The organism is Spirosoma utsteinense, from assembly GCF_014282275.1.
Taxonomy (GTDB): Bacteria; Bacteroidota; Bacteroidia; order Cytophagales; family Spirosomataceae; genus Spirosoma; species Spirosoma utsteinense.
In genome coordinates, this window is the sequence record NZ_VFIA01000006.1 from 80,788 (window position 1) to 103,629 (window position 22,842).

Below are 22,842 nucleotides of genomic sequence, written 5' to 3' on the forward strand. Positions count from 1 at the left end.
TTGTCGATAGCCATTCATTTTTGTTTCTTGCACATTATAAACCCAAGCCATATCGTGAATGCAATGTGGTTAGAAAATAAGAAGATTGTAATTATCGGGGGCACCACGGGCATGGGTCTGTCGGCCGCACGGGCCTTTGTGCGCGAGGGGGCTCAAGTTGTTGTGGTTGGACGAAACCCGGACAGTTGCGCCGTCGCCGAGAAACAACTTGATGGGAACGGACTCGCTATGTCTGGCGATGCATCAGACCCGCAAACCGCTTCCAAAGCCATCACCCTGTGCCAGGAGATTTTCGGCGATTTCAACGGCTTGTATCATGTGGCGGGCGGCAGTGGTCGGCGTTTTGGTGATGGACCGCTGCACGAAATCACCCTCGACGGCTGGCACTACACCGTTAATCTCAACCTTACCTCGCTCATGCTGTCGAACCAGGCCGCCGTGCGGGCGTTTCGGGCGCAGGCGAGCGGGGGGGTTATCCTGAATATGGGGTCGGTGCTGGGATCGAGGCCCTCACCGGCTTACTTTGCAACTCATGCCTATGCAGCTATGAAATCGGCCGTGATTGGCTTCACCAAATCGGTAGCGGCCTACTACGCCAATGACAACATTCGCGTCAACGCATTGGCCCCCGCGCTGGTTGAAACACCCATGGCCAAACGCGCTACCACCGACGAAACGATTATGGCGTTTACCAGAAGCAAACAACCCCTCGATGGCGGGCGTATTGGCCATCCAAACGACCTCGACGGAGCCGCTGTCTACTTTATGTCGGATCAGTCCCTGTTTACAACCGGGCAGGTGCTGACGATCGATGGGGGCTGGAGTGTAAGCGAGGGCCAGCTATGAACGCAATTGGCATTGACCTCGGCGGTACCTGGATCAAGGGTGTGCTGATGAATAGCGAAACGGGCGAAATCATCAAACAACTGTACCATCCCACTAACGGCGATAAAGACCGGAGTACCCCCCACTGGCAGCAGGCAGTTGCCGACACCGTTGCCGAACTACGGGCGGAGTCGGCCACGAAAGTAAATACAGTCGGGTTGTCGGCACCGGGTCTGCCTAACAACACCAACCAGTGTATCTCGTTCATGCCCGGCCGACTGAGTGGGCTGGAAGGCTTCCACTGGGGACGTTTCCTGGGTGCGCCGGTTCATGTCGTCAATGACGCCCACGCAGCGTTGCTGGCCGAAAGCCGCTTTGGTGTAGCCAGAGGCCATAAAAACGTGGTTATGCTCACCCTTGGTACGGGCGTTGGGGGAGGGGTGCTGATCGACGGAAAACTCTATCAGGGGAACCTACAGAAAGCAGGAAGCCTGGGCCACATTACGGTCGATGGCATGGCCGATCAGGACGTGGCCGGACAGCCGGGTAGTCTGGAAAACGCCATTGGTAACGTCACCGTCGCAAAGCGGTCGATGGGCCGGTTTTCGTCTACCTACGAACTGCTCGAAGCGGTGAAGCAACGCGACTATTTTGCGCAGTGGGTCTGGCTGTCGTCGGTACAGAAACTAGCGATTGGTATCAGTGGGCTGGCCAATGCCTTTTCGCCCGATCTGGTCGTGCTGGGGGGCGGCATTACGCAGGCCGAAGACGAGCTACTGCTGCCGCTGGCCGACTTCATGCGCTGCTACGAATGGCGACCCGGTGGACACGCTACGCCTATAAAACTGGCCCAGTTCGGTGATATGGCCGGTGCGATCGGTGCCGCCAGTTTCGCCATTCAATCTGAACCACTTTTTTGATAGGATGAACAGAATTGACATGTTTTTTTTCTGTCACTAAACTGTTCAGGATTTTACCTTGGACCTAATTCCATTATGCGGCCTTTCGTAGCCTGGACGGCCACGTCCGGGGAAAAAGGAGTTTATATAGTACCCGGACGTGGCCGTCCAGGCTACGAAAGGCCGTTAGCTACTAATTCTAGACGGATACGTTATAATCCTGCAAACCCTGTCAAAAAATAAACCCTGGAAACCTTGACCAACTTATACATCCAGAAATGCCGGTCAATTCTTGATACGGTCGACGCGCAGACGGCGCAGATTCAGCAAACGGCCCGCTGGTTTGCCGACACGATCCTGGCTGGGCGAATGGTGCACGTGTTCGGGTCGGGCCACAGCCGGATCATGGTGGAAGAAATGTGGCCGCGTTACGGCTCTTTCCCCGGTTTCAATCCCATCGTCGAGCTTTCGCTGACGTTTCATAACCTCGTCGTTGGGGCCAACGGACAGCGACAGGCCATGTTTCTGGAAAACGTGCCCGGCCTGGCCGACCGGATTCTACGGAACTACGACTTGTCTGAAAAGGATTCGGCGCTTGTGATTTCATCCAGTGGCTGCAACGTTGTTCCCATCGAGATGGCAGAGCTGTTTCAGCAGCGGGGCGTGAAGGTGGTCGCGTTGATCACCAAAGAGCATTCGGACGCCAGTACCAGCAAACGCGCCGACGGTAAAAAACTCAGTGACTTCGCCGATCTGATCCTGGATACGGGCGCACCCATCGGCGACGCGATGCTGACGGTGCCGGGTCTGGATACGCCCGTAGCGCCCGGCAGTACGGTCGGTGGCGCGGTGCTTATTAACTGCATCAAAGCCGAAGTAGCGAAATTACTAACCGAAGCTGGCAGACCCCCTACCGTCTTAAGCGCCGGTGTACTCGTTGGGGCTGACCGGGCAGTGGCATTATTTGAAAGTGCTTATGACGAACACGCCCATCGGCTGGCGAAGCTCTATGCCAACGTTGGCGTACCGAGCTATATTAGCCATCCTGATCTATAGTCTCAGCTTATCGGACGCAATACGTACTCAATTTTATCTTCGTATGATCGAAACATCACGCCTGACGTTGCTCCCCTTAACGCTCGATCAACTTCGGATGCACGTAGCCGATAATAACCAGTTGGAACGATCGATGGGATTACAAAAAGGCCACCGGCAGGTTGTGGAGCCCTTACTCAGCGTCATTGTCCATTTTACAATCTCTCGCTTGCGAGACCCCAACCGCGATCCACTTTACAATACCATCTGGATAGCTGTGGACCGGGAAAAGCAGCAGATCGTAGCGGATGCCAAGTTCAAGGGTGAACCCGACGAAACAGGCACTATAGAGATTGGTTACGGTACCTATCCGGCTTTTCAGCGACAGGGCTACATGACCGAAATGGTGACAGGTATGGTGGGCTGGGCGCGCCGTCAACCCGACGTTTTCAGGGTGGTTGCCGATACCAGCGCTGAGAACGTAGCGTCGCAGAAAGTGCTGGAGAAAAGCGGCTTCCGTCTGTTCGATAGTATCGAGGAGATGCTATGGTGGGAGTATGTTTTTTAACTGGCAATGGCTGTCTGATGAGTAGGGTTGTTTGGTAATGCCGCTTATTCCGATCACCAATTTGCAGGCCTGTATGAATGCTTACCGTGATTTTCTTCGTCGGCCTGTGGTGCCCCGGCTTTTGTGGCACAGGACTTAATTACCCCGAAATTAGCCAAACCTGTTTGATGGAAAATCTGATCCGCCAGTATATTGACGCCTACAACCGGATGGACGTGCCAGCCATGATGGCGCTGCTCCATGATGTGATTGTGTTCGAGAACGTATCCAATACGCAGGGGATTACGGCTACCAGCGGTAAAGCCAACTTCGAGACACTCGCCCGCCAGTCGCTACCCGTGTTTCGGAGCCGTCGGCAAACGATCCGGTCGCTCACGTTGGGCGAACGGACGGCTGCCGTTGAGATAGAATATGAAGCGGTGCTGGCAATCGATTTGCCGACGGGCCTGAAGGCAGGCGAAACGATGCAGTTGCGGGGCGTAACGGTGTTTGCGTTCAGCGACGGCAAAATTGCCCGCATCAGCGATTATAGCTAACGACCAGCCTATACCTGTACCTGTTTACATACTAGTCACTGCTAACCACCGACCAATTTGCAACCCGTCCCGATTAAAACTACCGTTGTCGGCTCGATGCCTTTTCCGGGCTGGCTCGAATTTTCCAGTCAGAACCTGTCGGAGTTTGGTCCGGCCGATATTCATGAAATGATCGAAGACGCGGTCGTGACCTCGGTGCATGACCAGGTTGCGGCCGGTCTTGATGTGATCACCGACGGTGAACAGACCCGGTTCGACTTCAACCTGTCGTTCTACGGCTACATCAACGGGATCCAGAACAACGATACCGAACTGCGCCGGTTTGGTCCTCCGGCCCACGACCAGCGGGGAAAACACAACATCGTTGAACCCTTAACGGCTCCGCGCGGCCTGGGTGTGGTAGAAGAGTATCAGCGCCTGAAACGGCTGGCCCCCGAGGGCCAGGGGCTAAAAGTGTCGATTCCCGGACCGTATACCTTAAGCGGTCGTCTGTTGCCGGGTAGTCTGTACAAAGACCGCTGGGAGGTGACCGAAGCGCTGTTACCGCTCGTGAATAAGGAAATTGCCGATCTGGTGGCGCTGGGCGTCCCCGAAATCTGCGTCGATGAGCCGTCGATGTCGTGCTATGCCTATCGGGAGGATACCAAACGGTTCGTCGATATCTTCAACCGGACGGTAGCGCCGGGTGTGGGCAAAACCCGCCTGTCTATGCACCTCTGTTTCGGCAACTATAAAGGCCGGTCGGTGGGTAAAAAGTCCATTGCGCCCATGCTCCCCGATTTTCTGGATATGACGGTCGATGAACTCCATTCGGAAATGACCATTCTGAATTTTTCGGAGGTTCACCTGCTCGAACGGTTCGCCGAGCGCTTCGACGTAGCGGTGGGCGTGATCGATGTGAAAAGCTACTACATCGAAACACCCGACGACGTAGCCGAGCGCATTCGTAAATGCCTCCCCTTCGTCCCGGCCGAAAAGCTGGCCGTAGCGCCCGATTGCGGCCTAAGCCAGACCGCCCGCTGGGCCGCCAGGCAAAAGCTGGCCAACATGGTAGCCGGTGCTAAAATCGTTCGGGGGGAATTGTAATGGCGTCCTTCTGGGTCGGCCAATGAATTGGGTTTACAGCCCACACGGAGGGGCGGCACTACAGTTGGCTCCGTAGTTCATCGGTGACCTCGCACCGTTCTTTGGTGAGGAGGTGCATATTTTCGGCGAATAGCATCTCGGTTTTGGCATTGTCGAAATGCTCGCTGAAAGCCGCACGGAGTTCCTTCCGTTTCATCGCTTCCAGAAAACGCCGTACGTCATCGGTTGTTTCGAGCAGGAGGGCGGGCACTTCGGTAGGCTGGCCGGTATCGTCTTTCGCCACCATCGTGAAGTAAGACGTATTGGTATGTTTCACCATGCCAGTCTTCACATTCTCGGCAATGACCTTTATGCCCACCACCAACGACGTTTTACCGACGTAGTTAACCGATCCCATGAGGGAAACTAACTCGCCCACGTCAACGGGCTGCCGGAAATTGACTCCATCGACAGATACCGTAACACAGTACTGGCCGGCATGTTTGGCCGCGCAGGCATAGGCAACCTTATCCATCAGTGACAGCAACGTACCGCCGTGTACGCGCCCACCAAAGTTGGCATAGGCCGGAATCATCAATTCGGTGAGCGTCGTGCGCGAGTGGCTAACGGGTCTAGGGGCGGGGGCAGGGTTCACAGGTCAGGTGATTTACGGGGTTGATGTGCATAGATACGGAATCAGCATCAAATTTCTTTCGTATGGCAACGCCCGAAAAACAGAAAAGCCGCTGTGTAGCGGCCTTTCACTATGCTGAAAATCGTGTTTATGCTGTTGGGAAGCTGCGCTTAAACGGCGAAGCTTTCACCACACCCGCAGGTACGGCTGGCGTTCGGGTTTTTGAACTGGAATCCTTTACCGTTCAGACCATCCGAAAAATCGAGCTCGGTACCGGCCAGGTAGAGCAGGCTCTTCCGGTCGACCAGAATTTTGATACCCTTATCTTCAACGACATGGTCGGTTGGTTGCTGAGCCGCGTCGAATTGCAGATCATACATCAGCCCCGAACAACCGCCCCCCTGCACCGCTACCCGAATGGCGTAGTCGGCGGCAAGGCCGTCTTTCTGGCGAAGTTCGACAATCTTGTTTCTGGCAATCTCAGATACGGTAACCATAGTCGTAATCGAATCAATGTTGAGGCAAATCAATGCTAACCTACTAACTTTCCACCAATCGGAAAAGTTCTGTAGTGCCGCCCTCCAGGTCGGCGATTAATTATTATCTGCCGACCCGGAGGGGCGGCACTACCCCTATGTTCACCAACGTAGAACACATTGGCATTGCCGTGCGCGACCTTGCCAGCTCGAACGATCTCTTCTCGAAACTGCTCAATGTGCTGCCCTACAAGGCCGAAGCCGTTGAAGCCGAAGGCGTGACAACGTCGTTTTTTCGGGTCAACCAGACCAAGATCGAACTGCTCGAAGCAACCACGCCCGATAGCCCGATCGCGAAGTTTCTGGAAAAGAAAGGAGAAGGAATCCATCACCTTGCTTTTGAGGTCGACGATATCGAGGCCGAGATGGAACGGCTAAAGACCGAAGGATTCACGTTATTGAATGAGGTTCCCAAACGCGGGGCCGATAATAAATTGGTGTGTTTCCTGCATCCGAAGGGCACAAATGGGGTGTTAATTGAATTGTGTCAGGAAATTAAAGAAGGGTAATCAGGAATGAAGGAGTACAAAAAAGGAGTCTGGACGGTGTTGCTGATTTTGCTGGTCAGTATGGCGCGGGGACAGGCTGTAACGAATGCCGCTCGTTACACGCAGCCCGGTGTTGACGTGCTGAATTATAATTTTTCGCTTACGATCAGCGATTCAACCAATCGCATTAAAGGCGAAGCCACCATCCGGTTCACCCGCGCCGACGACCGGCAAAGCGTCTGGTTCGACCTCGTAGAAGCGAAAAGCGATACGGCCGGTGGCGGCATGCGCGTTCAGGACGTGCGTTTACCCGACGGCAAAACGGTGCCGTTCAGTCACCGCAACGACCGGGTATTCATCAACCTGCCATCGGCCCCCGGCCAACCTACCGAAGTGATTATCAGCTATGCCGGTACGCCCGCACGGGGTCTGATCATCAGCCGAAACAAGTTTAATGAGCGCACCTTCTTCGGCGACAACTGGCCCAACAACGCCCGGAACTGGATTCCCGTCGTCGATCACCCATCCGACAAAGCTACCTGTGCGTTTACTGTCAATGCGCCTGGATCGTACCGCGTTATCGCCAACGGTAAATTTCAGGACGAAAGTCCCTTGCCGAACGGACGTAAACGAACGCGCTGGGTAGAAAATACACCCATTCCTACGAAAGTAATGGTGATTGGAGCCGCCCGTTTTTCGGTAGAAGAGGTGGGCGCGGTGAGTGGGGTACCGGTGCAAAGCTGGCTCTACCCGAACGACAGCCAGAAGGGTTTCATCGATTACCGCCCGGCCAAAGAGATCCTGCAATACTTCATCGATAAGGTTGGCCCGTATTCCTACGAAAAGCTGGCCAACGTACAATCCACGACGGTTTTCGGCGGGATGGAGAATGCGAGCTGTATTTTTTACAACGAGAAAATTATCGTCGGCAAGAAAGACTCAGATGTAGAGGCTTTGCTGGCGCACGAGATTGCTCACCAGTGGTTTGGCAACTCGGCTACCGAAAGCGACTGGTCGCAGTTGTGGCTGAGTGAGGGGTTCGCTACCTATTTCTCGGCGCTCTACCTCGAACATGCCTATGGCCGCGATACGCTCAACGCGGTGCTGGACCAGAATAAAGGCCAGATTTTCCGGTATACGGCTCTGAAACCAAAAGGTACGGTCATTGACTCGATGACGACCAATTTAAACGATCTACTGAATCCGTTCTCGTACCAGAAAGGCGGGTGGGTGTTGCACATGCTGCGTCACGAAGTGGGCGATGACGCATTCTGGAAAGGTATTCGGGCTTATTACACAACCTACCGCAACGCCAACGCCCGCACCAGCGATTTGCAGGCGGTTATGGAAAGCGCGTCGGGGAAGCAATTGGGGCAGTTTTTTCAGCAATGGCTCTACCAGCCCGGCTACCCCGAAGTGGTTTGGGGATCGCGCTACGATGCGGCCAAACAGTCGCTGGTGATCGACGTTCGGCAGGCGCAGAAAACCGGCACGATTTTCACGATACCACTTACGTTCAGCATCCGGGGTGCGAACGGCCGCGAACTATCCCGAACGGCTAAACTTACGATGACGCAGCAAAGCCAGACGTTCACCGTACCCGTAACAGGCAAGCCCGGCACCGTTGTCATCGACCCGGATAATACGGTCCTGATGCGGGCGGTACAGATGGGTCAGTAAATCCTTACCTTGTGGTCGGTAAGGGGAGCTTAGCGGGCAACTTTGCCAGAGTTTGGAACTCTGGCAAAGTTGCCCGCTAAGCTCCCCTTACCGACCGAAATAACAAGAACCATCATGCTGAAGCGCGTTTCCATCCAGAACTTCAAGAGCTTGAAAGACGTCACGCTCGACCTGCAGAAAGTCAATCTGCTCATCGGCCCGAACAACTCGGGCAAGACAAATTTTTTGAAGGCGTTGGAGATGTTTGACTGGCTTGTTGAGAAGAATGCCATTCCCGGTGAAGTTTCTCGATTTTCCTATAGGGGTGGTAGCCACAGTGATGTCATTATTCACGCGATTGTTGACTCTAATAATTCAAATAATTTCAACGCAATTAACATCTTACACCTAGCGCTTGAGTTTAAAAATGGTAGGGCTACTGCACATAAGTGGTCTAATAAGTCGTTTGAGTATCTTTTTTCTGATGACACTTCTGTGCTGGATAGTAATACGTTAAAAGGTGCGTTTGGTTATCTGAAAATATATAAGCCAAACCCAGAACTTATTGTCAAGTCAAGCCTTCTCAGTTCTGATGAAGTGTTGGAATCAGATTGCGGAAACATCATTCCCTTTATTTTTAACCTAAGCCAAAATCATAAGAAGATATTTCGTAGACTAGAAGATAGTCTGCAAACTTCCGTTGGTGATATTGTAAGCATAGGTACACCATCAGTTAGCTCAAAAGAAGGGAATAGGCTTAGGCTAAAGTTTTTTGATCAGGAAGAAAATGATTTCTGGGCTGATGAAGTATCAGAAGGAGTTCTTTATTTTCTTGCTCTCCTCTGTATCATTAATCAACCAAATCCGCCTAAACTTCTACTGTTGGAAGAGCCGGAAAGGGGCATTCATCCGCGCCGGATTCGGGAGGTGATGGATTTTATCTTTCGACTGGCTGAGGAGAAGGACGTACAAATTATCATGACAACGCATAATGAGCATGTGCTGGATGATTTTGCTACCCGGCCCGAATCGGTATTTGTATTTGACAAAGATGAAGAAGGCGCTACGTACGTCCGTAACCTACAGAAGGACATTATTGAGCCAACGAATCAACGTAATCTTGAGTTAGGTCTGGACGAAGTTGACTTGACAACGAACCTGAGCGAAAACTGGCTTTATGGACTGCTGGGAGGAGTTCCTACCATTCTATGAGCAAAACACTACGCTACACACTAATTGGCGAAGGGTTCGCAGAGTACCAGTTCATACCCGCTTACATGAGTTGGGCTGCTGGGCAAGCGGGTGATTTGAAAGCGATCAGGACCAATATTCAAATTGCTGTATCTAAAAACCCCAGCGTATCAAAAGTGCTGGATAGAGCCGCAATGTACTGTGCTCAATCTTTCACTGATGATCGAAATCCATGTGATCTTTTTATTGCGGGTATTGATCTGGATGGTACTGACTTTACCGATGACCTGGAAATTCATGATAAACGCCTGCGTGAATTGAAAGAAAAAATGGGTAAAGTGTACAGACAATACGAAGACAGAACGATTCTGTACGTGCCTATTCAGGCCATTGACTGTTGGGTATATTACACGCAACATCAGGCATCAGCCAATAGCCTGGAGGCTGTTGGTAAAGACGACACGAAGAAGAAGGTTTACGGCGATAAAAATCCTGATCGTCAGCGTATCGAAAAAGTGGTTCGTGAGTCAGCTGCTAAAGCTGACTTTTCTAAACTCGCTAAACAATCGCGCAGCTTTGCTCACTTTCACAAACAGGTATCTGAATTCCTGACGACGTACAACAAAACTTGACGACAATGAATTACTACAACTCCATCATCGACACCATTGGCAATACGCCCCTGGTTAAACTAAACAAGGTCACCAAAGGTATTCGGGGGACGATTCTCGCGAAGGTCGAGTATTTCAACCCCGGTAACTCGGTCAAAGACCGGATCGCTGTACGCATGATCGAAGACGCCGAGGAACGGGGCGTCCTGAAACCCGGCGGCACTATCATCGAAGGAACCAGCGGCAACACCGGCATGGGCTTGGCCCTGGCGGCTATCGGTAAAGGCTATAAATGTATTTTCACCATGGCCGATAAGCAGTCGCAGGAGAAGATAGACATTTTGCGGGCGGTAGGCGCGGAGGTCGTCGTGTGCCCCACCAACGTAGCCCCCGACGATCCGAGGTCGTACTATTCGGTCGCCAAAAAGCTCAATCGAGACATTCCAAATTCGCTGTACCCTAACCAGTACGATAACCCGGCTAACGCAGCCGCGCATTACGAAACTACTGGCCCCGAACTCTGGCGCGACACCGACGGCCAGATCACGCACTTCGCGGCTGGCGTTGGAACGGGTGGCACCATCAGCGGCACGGCCAAATTCCTGAAGGAGCAACGTGCTGAGGTCATCTCTATTGGTATTGACACCTACGGATCGGTCTTCAAAAAGTATAAAGAGACGGGTATTTTCGATGAAGGCGAGGTGTATCCGTACCTTACCGAAGGCATTGGCGAAGATATCCTGCCCCAAAACGTCGATTTCAGCCTGATCGATCACTTCGTGAAGGTGACTGACAAAGATGCCGCGATCATGACCCGGCGGCTGGCCCGCGAGGAAGGTCTGTTTGTGGGCTGGTCGTGCGGATCGGCGACGCACGGCGCGCTGGAGTGGGCCCGTGAACACCTCACCGACGACGACGTGATGGTCATTCTGCTGCCCGACCACGGTACGCGCTACCTCGGTAAGATCTACAATGATACCTGGATGAAGGACCACGGTTTCTTGGAAGATCGCGCGTTCAAAACCGCCCGCGACATTGTCCACAACAAAAATGGACACTCGGAGCTGACCACGATTGGTTCGGGGGTGTCGGTGAGCCAGGCTATTCAGGTGCTGAACCGGTACGGTATTTCCCAGATCCCCGTTACCGACGCCGACGGTCACATTGTGGGTAGCCTGACCGACTCCACGGTGCTGAACCGGCTCATTCAGGACCCGTCCGTAAAAGACCATCACGTGAGCGATGTCATGGACAAACCCTTCAAGTTCGTTGGGCTGGACAACACCATCGACGCGCTTTCCTCACTCATTGATCGCGATAACAAGGCACTGCTGGTGCGCGACGAAAAAGAGCAGATTCACATCATCACCCAGGCCGATCTGCTGGCTGCTATGACGAATTAGGGGAAGGGAGGAAGGAGGAAAGGGAGGAGGGGGAGTAAAGGGACGAGAGGGAAGCGACCGCGTATGCGTATTTCCCCTTCGTCCCTTTACTCCCCCTCCTCCCTTTCCTCTCTCTTACCGCCTGTTATCTCCCCCTTCCAGCATACTGAGGTAGCTCATGTAGCGGCTCTCGGCTATGTCTTCCGACTCGACGGCTTCTTTGATGGCGCAGCCGGGCTCGTTGAAGTGCAGGCAGTTGTTGAACCGGCACTGGTTCATGCGGTCGCGCATTTCGGGGAAGTAGTGGCCAATCTCGGTTTTCGAGGTGTCCATCAATCCCAGCTCTTTAATGCCGGGCGTGTCGATAATGTACGTATCGGGAGCCAGTTCGAACATCTCGGCAAAAGTCGTCGTGTGAACGCCTTTATTGGCAAACGACGACACTTCGTTGGTGCGGAGGTTGAGATCAGGGGCAATGGCGTTTACGAGCGAGGACTTACCCACACCCGAGTGGCCTGCCAGTAAGGTTACTTTCTGATGCAGCAATTCCCGAAATTCATCAACGCCTTCGCCTTCGGTGGCCGACGTAACGAGACAGTCGTAGCCAACACGTTCATAAAGTTGAATCACTTCCTGCTGGTATTCGAGCCCTTCGTCGTTCAGGATATCGGCCTTGTTGAAAACGATGGTCGTAGGAATACGAAACGACTCGGCCGAGACCAGAAACCGGTCGATGAACCCAAGCGACGTCCGGGGCATGGCCAGCGTAGCCAGCAAAACCGCCTGGTCAAGATTGGCGGCCAGAATGTGGCCGTGTGCCGTTTTATGAACCGATTGCCGGATGATGTAATTCTTACGGGAAACAATGTCGGAGATGATGGCCGTGTTCTCTGTTTTGTCTTCGACCTCGAACAGGACAATATCACCCACCGCGATTGGATTGGTGACTTTCAAACCTTTGAGTTTGAACTTACCTTTCAACCGTCCCTGAAATATATGTCCATCCGGGTTACGAACGTCGTACCAGGACCCGGTGGATCGAAGGATTAAGCCTTTCTGCAATGTTAAAAAGAGAGAAAAAGTGAAATCAAGGGTTTCATTCGCCCGATCCCTTGCGTCTTAGTTGCTTTACAACTTCCATAACCTTGCCCGTTGCGCCAACGTTCCGCTGTACGTAGGCGCGGCTGGTGTGAGACGCCTTTTCGCGGTCGGTGTACTGTTTCAGGAAGACATCGAGGAGCTCCGCCGTGTTGTGTAGCGGGAAAGCGGCTCCTTCGTCCACTAAATCGACTGCTTCCTGAAATTTACCGTAGTTCGGTCCAAAAAACAGCGGCACGCCAAAAGTAGCAGCCTCCAGGATATTGTGTAAACCTTTGCCAAACGCTCCGCCGATGTACGCAAATTCACCATACTGATACAGTGAGGAGAGCATGCCTACATTATCGATGAATAGCGTGTGGATTGATGCAAGCGATAAGTCCGTGGATGCAGGGCTCCGAATGGCTGAATAGCGTACTGATGCGTCGCTCAGCTGGGTACGCCAGCGCTCGATCTCATCGTCATGAATCTCATGTGGAGCGATAATGACTTTCAGCGGCTTATCGAATTTATTGATAAACGGAATCAGGATATCCATATCGGCCTGCCAGGCACTGCCAACGACCAGAACTGGGTAGGGCACCGTTGCTGAGGTTTGGCTGTCGTAGCCGAGCTTGAAAGCCTGTGCTATTGGGATTTCCTTTTTAGCTGCCGCTACCTGCATCACCCGGTCGAAACGCGTATCGCCCGCCAGCGTAACCTGCCTGATACCTATTTCTTCCAGTAGTTGAACCGACTCCTGGTTTTGAACCAGAATATGATCAAAATAAGCAAGCAGGTTTCGATAAAAACCGCCCCATGGTCTAAAAAAGAGTTGATTTGGTCGAAAAATAGCTGAAAACGAAACGACTGGAACCCGCGCAGCTTTCAGTTCGCGCAGGTAATTATACCAGAACTCGTATTTGATAAAAAACGCAATTTTGGGATTTACCAGTGTTACAAACTGCCGGGCGTTAGCGGGTGAGTCAACGGGCAGGTATAAAACATAATCAGCCCCGTCATACTGCTTACGGACCTCATATCCGGATGGCGAAAAGAAGGTCAGTAAAATCTTATGCTCGGGATACTGTGCCCGATAGGCTTCCATTACGGGGCGGCCCTGTTCAAACTCGCCCAGCGAGGCTGCATGGAACCAGGCAATATCGGCTGTGTTTCCATCCAGTTTTTGGGTTAAATTTGCTACCCAGTTATGCCTGCCGGCCACCCAGAGCTTTGCTTTGGGGTTGAAGGGAGCCGCCAGGTGCAGCAGGGTTTTGTAAGCAGATAGGCCCGTGTTATAAAGTCCCGAAAACAAGCGGATAGTCGGATGGTTAATCTGGTAGCAAAGGTAATGAAGTCTTTGGATGACATTCAAACGAAGCCAACTATGGAAAGCTACGATACGCTGACAGAAGCTCTTGAGGGTTTACGGAGGCAGGGCTTCACACAGGACTACAACCTCAAGCATGATCGGTTACATTGCCAACCTGATGATATTGAGTTACGGCCCGACGAGTTCGATATCGTTGATGTATATCGGTTTGAGGGAATGACCGATCCGGGTGATTCTACAGTACTTTACGCGATTGAAGCGAAAAATGGCAACAAAGGAACGCTGACAGATGCGTACGGTGTTTACGCAGATGCTGTCTCACCTGAGATGGCTGAAAAGCTGGCCATGCGTTAATGTGACCAGCGAACTTTTTGAAGTCTAAAAGGCTTGTACATCAATAGAATAGGTGTTGATACAATGAATTGGAATAAACTGACGAGCGACGCTCAACTTGACACAATCAAAGAGGAATCGGCCAGGCAGCCGGTGTTGATTTTTAAACACAGCACCACTTGCTCTATCAGTGCAATGGCCCTGAGCCGGATGGAGCGCAACTGGAGTGACCAGCTCGGCGTGAAACCCTATTATCTCGACTTATTGGCGAACCGGCCAATTTCAAGCAAAATAGAGAGTGAATTTGGCATTGAACACGAATCACCTCAGGTGTTGCTGATTCGTAATGGCGAATGCGTTTACGATGCCTCCCATATGTCTATTTCGTTTGCCGGGTTGCAGCAGGCGGTATAAAGGAGTAAAGGAAAGAGGGGGAGTAAAGGGACGAGAGGGACGAAGGGGAAATACGCATACGCGGTCGATTCCCTTCGTCCCTCTCGTCCCTTTACTCCCCCTCTTCCCTTTACTCCTTCAACGTAATCTTTGCACGATGGCAAACGCCACCGATAGGAGGGTTGAACTTTGATACACTCACTTCAACAGCTTCGAGGTCCGGGTACTTTGTACGAATTTCCTGGATAATCCGGTGCGCGATGTGTTCAAGCAGGCGAGCCGACTGTTGCATCACGTTGGCCGTGATCCGGTACAGGTCTTCGTAATTGACAGTAGCGCTCAGACGGTCGCGCCGGGCTGCTTCCGAAAAATCGGCCGTCACTACGATGTCTACCGAATATTTATTGCCAATCTTTTGCTCTTCGTCGTAAAATCCATGGTAGGAAAAGAACTCAAGACCTTCTAAGGAAATTGTTCCCACGCTATCTTAGATTTGATCGAAGAATGAGCCACTCTTCTTTTTTACATCGTCACCTGTTTCCACCACTTCGGTTTGAACTTCGTTCGATTCGGTTTGGACTGCGCTCGCGTCAGGTTGCTCCAGTAGGGACGTTTCTTCACTGGTTTCAGCATTCGTGATGTCGGCGGTAGGAGCAGGCACTGAATTTTCGTGCGCAGACTGCTCTATGGCATGATCGAGTTCGGCCAGTAACGGTTCGTCGGTTGGAATGGCTTCAGGTATCGATTCCTCACGCTCGATAAGGGGAGGAAGTTCAACCGCAGTATCAGAGACGGTTAACTCCGTGGGGGTATCGACGGAAAGAGAATTTTGTTCGTTTTCCCGGTTGATATCGTCGGTAATCTGAGTGGCCACTTCGTCGATTTTTCCTTTCAGATTTTGCTTGGCAAATTTTTTCTCAAACCGATCAACGCTATCGACCGCACCGCTGGCCAGCGCCCGAATCTGCATAGCCAGGTTTTCCTTGTAGGTTTCCAGCGCTTTAAAATCGTACTCCATCGTTTTCAGGTCGTTTAGGATGTTATCCTTCAGATAACGAGCCTGGTTCTCGGCGTCCTGTACCATCAACGCCGAGCGTTTGCGGGCATCAGCGAGTATATCGTCGGCTTTCTGCTTCGCTTCGTGCAAATATTGATCACCTGCTTTGGTTGCCTGATCCGTGATTTGGGTGCTGGTATCTTCGGCCGTTTTGAGGGTTCGGAATAAAGTCATTTCCACTTCTTTGAGCTTCCCCAACTCCTTCTCCGACATCTCAAGCTGCATTTTCAGCATTTTGTAATCGCCGATCACGCGTTCCCATTCCTGAGAGAGTGAAACCAGAAACGCGTCGACTTCTTCCGTTTTATAACCGCGCAACCCTTTATCAAAGGTATGTTGCCGGATCTCGATAGCCGTAATTTTCATTGGTGTTCTTCGGTTTAGGTAGCCATGGATGAACCCGTTAAGGGTGAAGTAACATCCATAATACGTATTTAGCAAAGAATGACCAGAGAAATTCGCTTATCTGGTCACATTATATCGTTTCAGCTCAATTTCCATACTGAAATTGTTCGATCATCACTTGCTGATAGTAATTGGTGTTGATAATCGGTCCAGAGTAACTTATTTACTGATGTACCGTGTCCTGCATGGCGGGCTCGATCGACTACTTTTAGTAAACGGTAGGTCTTCGCATCCCAGATCTTGACTGATTTGTCCATGCTGGCTGTGGCAAACAAATCACCATCCGGGCTAAACGTAAGGTGGTTGATCGCAAACAGGTGGGCAGCTATATCCTGATGGAGACTGTACTGCTGCTCAACGTCCCACACTTTCAGGTGAGCATCGCGCCCGGCTGTGAGCAGGAATTGATAATCAGGTGAATACTGCACCGTAAATACCGAGTTCGTGTGAGCCGGTATGGTTCGTTTCAGGCCGTAAGTTTCCAGGTCAAAAATCCGGACGGTTGTGTCGCTGTATCCAACAGCCAACTCCCGTTCAACGGGGTTTATGGCCAGACACCGCGCCGACTGGTCGGAAGCTTTCAGGTGTTTTCGTACCACGAGCTGAACCGCGTCCAGCACAACCACAACACCATCGGATAAGGCTACGAATGCGTCATTTTTGTGGAAGGCAATATCGAAAATAGTGGCCGACGTTAATTTGAGGGAACCTGTCTCCCGTTTTTGCACAGGATCAATCAGATGAAGCCCTTCATAATTTTGCCCTACCCACAGCTGGCCACTTACCGGGTGGAGGGCCAGGGCATAGACCGATGCAGGAACCTGCGCTACCAGTTCCCCCATGTCAGGCCGGCTCAATTGCCAGCGCACCACCAACCCATCGCCCCCGGTCGAAAAGAACTGATCTGGCTGCGTACCGCGTTCGAGCGTATACACACTGTCACGGTGCCCACCGAACGTATCGAGTTTTTGAACGTGCATTGTTGCGCTTAAATGGTGAATATTGAACGTTGAATACAAAAGGTCACAGACAGCTGCCGTAATTTGACAATCAATTCAGCGTTCAATATTCAACATTAATAATGGGCTTGCCAACAATTTTACACGTCAGCGATGACTGCACCGCCATTCTCGGCCCAATCATCACCGACGAACCGGCACTTCTGGCGAGTCTGACATTAATTGCTTCAGAAGCGGAGGAGTTAAGCAACATCCGCCATCCAGCTCAGCGCGTCGAGTGGCTGGCATGCCGGGCGGCTATCCGGCACCTGGTAGAAATGCAGGGGTTGACTTATCTGGGCCTGCAAAAGGATGAGTTTGGTAAGCCGCACCTGGTCAACCTGCCCTGGTTCGTTTCCCTGTCGCATACGAGTGGCTGGGCGGCTGCTGTGCTACACCGGTCGCGCCCGGTTGGGATCGACGTTGAACCAATTCGGGACCAGTTTCAGCGCGTAGTGCCCAGGGTGCTGTCGAACGAAGAAATTGCCCACGCCAATGGCGATTCTGATCGGCTGGCCGTCTATTGGTGCGCTAAAGAAGCGCTGTACAAATTATACGGGAAGCGCAATCTTACCTTTCGCGAACACCTTCATATAGAGCCTTTCCTGGATGGGGCCGACACGCTGGTTGGTCATGTTCGGCTACCAAACCATAAAGAACAACTGGTAATCCGGTGTTATAAAACCGGACCCGGGTTGCTGGCGGTAGCGTATTAAATGAGTCGTAAGGTCGTAAGTCGATAAGTCGTAAGTCGGTAAGTCATAAGGGGCTGACGCATCCATATTTGTGCGTCAGCCTCTTACGACTTACCGACTTACGACTTATCGACTTACGACCTTACGACTCATTTAATGCGCTACCGTTGGGTATAATCGGATAGGGGCAGACCATCGCCATCATCCTTTACTGTATTAAGAATCTGCTCAACCTCCCGAACCCGTTCCATATCACCGTTCTTCTCAAACGCCAGCGTCAGGTTTCTGAGCACCCGCCGAACGATGTCGGTATTGGTACAAGGTTGATAAAATGTGTCCAGCCGCTTCAGATTAAGCTGGTCAATATACTGGTCAATGTCTTTTTTGGTGAAGATAAGCCCCCGATTGAACACGTTGATATAGAATTGCACCCCACTCGTATTGCGGTAGGTCAGTACGAACAGATTCGGCAGATTTACGCCGAAAACCGGCAGGTTCAGCCGTTTGGCAATGAGCATATACAAGATGCACAGCGTAATGGGATTTCCCCGGCGCGATTCGAGCACCTGGTTAATCATGGAATTGGCTGGCGAATGGAAATGCTTGGTGTTGGGCGCAAATTTCAGCTTTGTGAAAAAAGCGGTATTCATAGACTTTATCTGCTCATCGGGGTGCATATCGGCCTTAAAATCGACCCACACATCGTAATACAGCTGCTCTACATCCTGCTTCAGTTTATCGAGCGACAGATCAGGATATTGATAGGTGGCTACGATCCAAAGCCCTTCGAGGAGGTCCATACTCCCGCCGTTTTTCCAGTCGCGCATTCGGTCCAGTACGGATTCGTACTGTAGATCGTGAATAAGCTCTTCAATTCGCTTTTGCAGATCGGGATTAAAACTGCCTTCCCATTCGCTCTCCAGAAGCGGGATCATTTGGCCGCCCATCTGCCGGATTCGTTGTTCAACGTGTTCGACGACTTCCCGGTCTTCGTCGTCCAGGAGCGAGATGAGCGCTTTTAGTTCGTTGTCTTTCATGCTTTATACCGCGTTGTCGGTTGGCCCCAGGATAAAAACTACTTTCGGAAACCTATTGAATGTACTACTTTTGTTTGGTTCTATGGGCCGCTGTACTAAAGTACTAACAAAAACTTTATAAAAAACAGTTTGACTTCCTCTGGCAATTCTCCCAAAATTCTGGTAACCGGTGGCGCTGGGTTTATCGGCTCACACACAGTTGTTTCGTTAGTCGAAGCTGGCTTTGAGCCAGTTATTATAGACGACTTTTCGAATTCACAACGGTCCGCGCTTGATGGGCTTCGCGCTATTTTAGGGCGTGATGTGCCGTTTTACCAGGCCGACTGCAACGACGCAACTGTGATGGAAACGATATTCCAGCAGGAGCAACTGGCGGGGGTTATTCACTTTGCGGCACATAAGGCCGTGGGTGAATCGGTGGCTAAACCGCTGATGTACTACCGCAACAACCTCGACTCGCTCATGTTACTGCTGGAACTGATGCCGAAATACGGGGTGAGTAACCTGGTGTTTTCGTCGTCCTGTACGGTCTATGGCCAACCGGAGCAGTTACCCGTAACGGAGCAAACTCCCCGGCTTCCGGCCCAATCGCCTTATGGGAATACAAAAGCCATTAGTGAAGACATTATCCGGGATGTTGTGTGCGCCAATGTGCCCCTGCGGGCGTTGGCGCTACGGTATTTTAACCCCATCGGTGCGCACCCATCAGCTGAGATAGGCGAGTTACCACTGGGCGTTCCGGCAAATCTAGTGCCGTTCATCACACAAACAGCGGCTGGTATTCGCCAGAGTCTGACGATTCATGGTGGCGATTACAACACGCCCGACGGTACCTGTGTACGCGACTACATTCACGTCATGGACCTGGCTGAAGCACACGTACAAGCGCTCAAGAAGCTAAATGAAGTCACGGCTGATGCGTCGTATGATGTTGTCAATATTGGTACTGGCCGGGGCGAAACCGTTCTAAATATTATTAAGACGTTTGAACGCGAAACCGGAGTTTCCCTAAACTATACCGTGGGCCCCCGGCGGCCCGGCGATATTGAGCAGGTATATGCCGATGTTACCAAAGCGAAAAACGCACTCGACTGGTCGGCCAGGCGCTCGCTGGCCGAATCGTTGCGCGATGCGTGGCGGTGGCAGCAGAAAGTGAGTGCTTAAGTCTTCTGTGCTCAGACATTGCCTGTAAACCGGGAAGGACTGAGCGCCCAAACACCTATTTACTATCAATGAAAACTATTCTCATTACTGGCGGAGCCGGATTTATCGGGTCGCATGTTGTTCGGCTGTTCGTTACGAAATACCCGGAGTATCAGATTTATAACCTCGATAAGCTCACGTATGCCGGTAATCTGGCCAATCTGACGGACATTGAGAAAGCGCCGAACTACACGTTCATCAAGGGCGATATCACGGATGCCAAGTTCGTGGACGATATGTTTGCAGAGATCTCGTTCGATGGGGTAGTTCACCTCGCGGCCGAGTCACACGTAGACCGGTCCATCACCGACCCTATGTCCTTTGTGATGACTAATGTGGTTGGCACCGTGAATTTGCTCAATGCGGCTAAAACGGCCTGGGCAGGTAATTTTGAAGGGAAGCGCTTCTACCACGTGTCGACGGATGAGGTGTATGGCTCGCTGCACAATCCTGAAGACTTCTTTACCGAGGAGACCGCCTACGAGCCGCAGTCGCCCTACTCCGCTTCCAAAGCGGCTTCAGACCATTTCGTTCGGGCGTATAGCAATACCTATAAATTGCCGGTAGTATTAACGAACTGCTCCAACAATTATGGTCCGAACCACTTCCCCGAGAAGCTGATTCCGCTCATGATCCTTAATATCCAGACGAACAAACCGCTGCCGGTATACGGCAAAGGGGAAAACGTGCGGGACTGGTTATATGTAGTCGATCATGCCCGTGCGATCGACACTGTTTTCCATACCGGTAAGCTGGGGGAGACGTATAATATCGGTGGTTTCAACGAATGGAAAAACATTGATCTTGTCCATTTGCTCTGCTCCATCATGGACCGTAAACTGGGACGGGAAGCGGGCACGTCGGCAAAACTCATTACTTACGTTACCGACCGCGCCGGTCATGATCTTCGTTATGCCATCGATGCGCATAAAATCATGAACGAGCTGGGGTGGCAGCCATCGCTACAGTTTGAAGAAGGGCTGGAAAAAACCGTCGATTGGTTTCTGGCCAATCAGGAGTGGCTGGACAACGTCACATCAGGCAACTACCAGACGTATTACCAGGGTATGTACGCAAATAGATAAAATGACCGGTGAACAGGGGAAAGAGCAGAACGTCTGTTTCTTCTGTTCACCGTTTCCATTCGCTCTTTCACTCAATTACCAATGAAAGGAATTATTTTGGCTGGGGGCTCCGGTACCCGCCTTCATCCGCTTACACTAGCTGTCAGCAAACAACTGATGCCTGTCTATGACAAGCCAATGATTTACTACCCGCTCTCGATTCTGATGCTGGCGGGTATTAAGGAAGTGCTTATCATATCGACGCCCCACGATCTGCCTCATTTCGAGAAACTTCTTGGTGACGGCTCCCGGCTGGGCTGCCAGTTTAGCTATGCTGTGCAACCCAGTCCGGATGGTCTGGCACAGGCCTTCGTCATTGGCGAAGAGTTTATTGGCGATGATAAAGTGGCGCTGGTGCTGGGCGATAATATTTTCTACGGCTCCGGCCTGTCGAAACTTTTGCAAGCCAACAACGATCCTGATGGGGGCGTAGTGTATGCTTACCAGGTTCACGATCCGGAACGCTACGGGGTGGTCGAATTCGATGCTGATTTCAACGTACTATCGATTGAAGAGAAACCCGACAAGCCTAAGTCTCATTATGCGGTACCGGGCTTGTATTTTTATGACAACACGGTAGTTGAGATCGCTAAAAATATCAAACCTTCGCCCAGGGGTGAACTGGAGATTACCGATGTAAACCGCGAGTACCTCCGGCGTGGAAAACTAAAGGTAGGTGTTCTTGACCGGGGCACTGCCTGGCTCGATACGGGCACGTTCGAGTCGCTGATGCAGGCCGGGCAGTTCGTTCATGTTATTGAAGAACGCCAGGGCTTAAAAATCGGCTGTATCGAAGAAATTGCGTACCGGATGAAGTTCATCGACGCTGAACAACTGACCGAAATTGCCAGACCCCTGGTAAAAAGTGGCTATGGTGCCTATCTGCTGAATATACTGAAGTAACCATCTTATCTGAAGGGTACCTTTTATCGCCAATATAGTTTAACGACTAAAAAACGCCGGGGCAACTGCCCCGGCGTTTTCATTAACCTAACCTATGATTGAGTTGCTCCGGCGACTGCTTGCCTACCGGATGAGAAAACTAGTGTGGTGATGGCCAGAAAGCTACTCACCAACGACCTTGTAAAGGTAGGGTGCTCACTGAGCACCATTGAGCGCAGAAACACCGATTTCGGGAAGGCAACCTAAATCAGGCAGAAGCCCGTAGTTTACTACGTAGAAGTACGCATTGATAGTCTTCGATGTAGATATAATGTGCTGATAATTAGATTGTTGACAATTGGTGCTGAATTTGCATTGTTGTCTGCAAACCCCTTGTTGTGTAAGTTTGAGGGCTTTCCGATTATATCCAGTACACCATTTAAGAGACTACAATTCTTTAACGCTTCTACTACCATCATGAATGTTTTCACTGAAAACGCCGGTCGTTTTCTAAATTCGAAAGAAACAGCGTCTTTGACGGGTTCGTATCGCGACCGTAAATTAGCCGTTGGTCTGCCTGCCGACGAGTATACGCGCTCTGAATACTTTGGTATTCAGCAGGTAATGCATTTGCTAAGCCAGCCGGGCTGCATAGGATTGCGTATCCATCACGCCAAACGTTGGGAAGATGCCGACGGAAATCCTACCGAAGAAGGCAAAGGGCAGCTTAAACCCCGGGTACTATTGACCGGTGTCGATAGCAAAGGGCATGATATGCCGATTCGTGTTGATAAAGCCGGACTTAAAGACGACGGAGACGACGAATTACAAACAGTAGGGGATGGCTATATATGCCCACGTCATTGCCCTAAATGA

26 protein-coding genes are annotated in these 22,842 nt (G+C 51.5%); 18 read left to right on the top strand and 8 right to left on the bottom strand.

The genetic code is table 11. The features are described from left to right. The first annotated feature begins 63 nt into the window (after positions 1-63). From FH603_RS06415 to FH603_RS06440, 6 genes are all read left to right on the top strand, one after another. Positions 64-846 carry an SDR family NAD(P)-dependent oxidoreductase gene (locus tag FH603_RS06415; RefSeq protein ID WP_186736773.1) on the top strand — a complete coding sequence of 261 codons (783 nt, stop codon included), beginning with the start codon at positions 64-66 and terminating at the stop codon, positions 844-846. Next, positions 843-1,745: an ROK family protein gene (locus FH603_RS06420; RefSeq protein WP_186736639.1), complete on the top strand. Its 903-nt coding sequence runs from the start codon at positions 843-845 to the stop codon at positions 1,743-1,745. The genes FH603_RS06415 and FH603_RS06420 overlap by 4 nt, the downstream gene beginning before the upstream one ends. Positions 1,746-1,979: 234 nt before the next feature. Next, entirely contained in the window at positions 1,980-2,780 is an 801-nt protein-coding gene (locus tag FH603_RS06425; protein WP_186736640.1) for a sugar isomerase domain-containing protein, read from the top strand. A 43-nt stretch (positions 2,781-2,823) separates the two neighbouring features. After that, the gene (locus FH603_RS06430) at positions 2,824-3,327 is read left to right on the top strand and encodes a GNAT family N-acetyltransferase (RefSeq protein ID WP_186736641.1); all 504 of its coding nucleotides are present in this window, start codon (positions 2,824-2,826) and stop codon (positions 3,325-3,327) included. A gap of 167 nt (positions 3,328-3,494) precedes the next feature. Then, a complete protein-coding gene (locus tag FH603_RS06435) occupies positions 3,495-3,863 on the top strand; it encodes a nuclear transport factor 2 family protein (RefSeq protein WP_186736642.1) in 369 nt (122 codons plus the stop codon). 57 nt (positions 3,864-3,920) lie between these two features. Then, the gene (locus FH603_RS06440; RefSeq protein ID WP_186736643.1) at positions 3,921-4,949 is read left to right on the top strand and encodes a methionine synthase; all 1,029 of its coding nucleotides are present in this window, start codon (positions 3,921-3,923) and stop codon (positions 4,947-4,949) included. 58 nt (positions 4,950-5,007) lie between these two features. Here FH603_RS06440 and FH603_RS06445 read toward each other — a convergent pair whose 3' ends face one another. Beyond that, a complete protein-coding gene (locus FH603_RS06445; protein WP_186736774.1) occupies positions 5,008-5,523 on the bottom strand; it encodes an acyl-CoA thioesterase in 516 nt (171 codons plus the stop codon). 209 nt (positions 5,524-5,732) lie between these two features. Then, positions 5,733-6,059, bottom strand: coding sequence for a HesB/IscA family protein (locus tag FH603_RS06450; RefSeq protein WP_186736644.1), 327 nt, complete (start codon positions 6,057-6,059; stop codon positions 5,733-5,735). Positions 6,060-6,196: 137 nt separating this feature from the next. Between FH603_RS06450 and mce the strand changes: the two genes are divergently transcribed. The 5 genes from mce to FH603_RS06475 all read left to right on the top strand — a co-directional run bounded on the left by mce (position 6,197) and on the right by FH603_RS06475 (position 11,450). Further along, entirely contained in the window at positions 6,197-6,607 is a 411-nt protein-coding gene (gene mce / locus FH603_RS06455; protein WP_186736645.1) for a methylmalonyl-CoA epimerase, read from the top strand. 6 nt (positions 6,608-6,613) lie between these two features. Further along, complete coding sequence (locus FH603_RS06460) at positions 6,614-8,266, top strand: M1 family metallopeptidase (RefSeq protein WP_186736646.1); 1,653 nt, start codon at positions 6,614-6,616, stop codon at positions 8,264-8,266. Positions 8,267-8,380: 114 nt separating this feature from the next. Further along, positions 8,381-9,457: an AAA family ATPase gene (locus FH603_RS06465; protein ID WP_186736647.1), complete on the top strand. Its 1,077-nt coding sequence runs from the start codon at positions 8,381-8,383 to the stop codon at positions 9,455-9,457. Beyond that, entirely contained in the window at positions 9,454-10,068 is a 615-nt protein-coding gene (locus tag FH603_RS06470; RefSeq protein ID WP_186736648.1) for a hypothetical protein, read from the top strand. Before FH603_RS06465 ends, FH603_RS06470 begins: the two co-directional genes overlap by 4 nt. 5 nt (positions 10,069-10,073) lie before the next feature. Next, positions 10,074-11,450 carry a cystathionine beta-synthase gene (locus tag FH603_RS06475; RefSeq protein ID WP_186736649.1) on the top strand — a complete coding sequence of 459 codons (1,377 nt, stop codon included), beginning with the start codon at positions 10,074-10,076 and terminating at the stop codon, positions 11,448-11,450. A gap of 114 nt (positions 11,451-11,564) precedes the next feature. Here the strand turns inward: FH603_RS06475 and rsgA are convergent, their stop codons facing one another. Together rsgA and FH603_RS06485 are read right to left on the bottom strand one after the other, a co-directional pair. Continuing rightward, positions 11,565-12,491 carry a ribosome small subunit-dependent GTPase A gene (gene rsgA, locus FH603_RS06480; protein WP_186736650.1) on the bottom strand — a complete coding sequence of 309 codons (927 nt, stop codon included), beginning with the start codon at positions 12,489-12,491 and terminating at the stop codon, positions 11,565-11,567. Between the two features lie 34 nt (positions 12,492-12,525). Continuing rightward, entirely contained in the window at positions 12,526-13,821 is a 1,296-nt protein-coding gene (locus FH603_RS06485) for a 3-deoxy-D-manno-octulosonic acid transferase (protein ID WP_186736651.1), read from the bottom strand. 72 nt (positions 13,822-13,893) lie between these two features. On the opposite strand from FH603_RS06485, the gene FH603_RS06490 reads away from it, so the two are divergent. Further along, on the top strand, positions 13,894-14,193 hold the full coding sequence (locus tag FH603_RS06490; protein WP_186736652.1) for a phosphoribosylpyrophosphate synthetase: 300 nt from the start codon (positions 13,894-13,896) through the stop codon (positions 14,191-14,193). Positions 14,194-14,256: 63 nt separating this feature from the next. Beyond that, complete coding sequence (ytxJ, locus tag FH603_RS06495) at positions 14,257-14,586, top strand: bacillithiol system redox-active protein YtxJ (protein ID WP_186736653.1); 330 nt, start codon at positions 14,257-14,259, stop codon at positions 14,584-14,586. Between the two features lie 109 nt (positions 14,587-14,695). On the opposite strand, the gene folB is transcribed toward ytxJ, so the two are convergent. From folB to FH603_RS06510, 3 genes are all read right to left on the bottom strand, one after another. After that, positions 14,696-15,046, bottom strand: coding sequence for a dihydroneopterin aldolase (folB, locus tag FH603_RS06500; RefSeq protein ID WP_186736654.1), 351 nt, complete (start codon positions 15,044-15,046; stop codon positions 14,696-14,698). Positions 15,047-15,052: 6 nt separating this feature from the next. Further along, a complete protein-coding gene (locus FH603_RS06505; protein ID WP_186736655.1) occupies positions 15,053-15,988 on the bottom strand; it encodes a DivIVA domain-containing protein in 936 nt (311 codons plus the stop codon). A 119-nt stretch (positions 15,989-16,107) separates the two neighbouring features. After that, the gene (locus FH603_RS06510; RefSeq protein ID WP_186736656.1) at positions 16,108-17,007 is read right to left on the bottom strand and encodes a WD40 repeat domain-containing protein; all 900 of its coding nucleotides are present in this window, start codon (positions 17,005-17,007) and stop codon (positions 16,108-16,110) included. Between the two features lie 101 nt (positions 17,008-17,108). On the opposite strand from FH603_RS06510, the gene FH603_RS06515 reads away from it, so the two are divergent. After that, on the top strand, positions 17,109-17,741 hold the full coding sequence (locus FH603_RS06515; RefSeq protein WP_186736657.1) for a 4'-phosphopantetheinyl transferase family protein: 633 nt from the start codon (positions 17,109-17,111) through the stop codon (positions 17,739-17,741). 140 nt (positions 17,742-17,881) lie between these two features. Here the strand turns inward: FH603_RS06515 and FH603_RS06520 are convergent, their stop codons facing one another. Continuing rightward, positions 17,882-18,757 carry a transglutaminase-like domain-containing protein gene (locus tag FH603_RS06520; RefSeq protein ID WP_186736658.1) on the bottom strand — a complete coding sequence of 292 codons (876 nt, stop codon included), beginning with the start codon at positions 18,755-18,757 and terminating at the stop codon, positions 17,882-17,884. 129 nt (positions 18,758-18,886) lie between these two features. Here FH603_RS06520 and galE point away from each other — a divergent pair, with 129 nt between their 5' ends. From galE to FH603_RS06540, 4 genes are all read left to right on the top strand, one after another. Further along, a complete protein-coding gene (galE, locus tag FH603_RS06525) occupies positions 18,887-19,921 on the top strand; it encodes a UDP-glucose 4-epimerase GalE (protein WP_186736659.1) in 1,035 nt (344 codons plus the stop codon). A 68-nt stretch (positions 19,922-19,989) separates the two neighbouring features. After that, positions 19,990-21,045 carry a dTDP-glucose 4,6-dehydratase gene (rfbB, locus tag FH603_RS06530; protein WP_186736660.1) on the top strand — a complete coding sequence of 352 codons (1,056 nt, stop codon included), beginning with the start codon at positions 19,990-19,992 and terminating at the stop codon, positions 21,043-21,045. An 81-nt stretch (positions 21,046-21,126) separates the two neighbouring features. Then, on the top strand, positions 21,127-21,987 hold the full coding sequence (gene rfbA, locus FH603_RS06535) for a glucose-1-phosphate thymidylyltransferase RfbA (protein WP_186736661.1): 861 nt from the start codon (positions 21,127-21,129) through the stop codon (positions 21,985-21,987). 456 nt (positions 21,988-22,443) lie between these two features. Further along, positions 22,444-22,842, top strand: coding sequence for a hypothetical protein (locus FH603_RS06540; protein WP_186736662.1), 399 nt, complete (start codon positions 22,444-22,446; stop codon positions 22,840-22,842).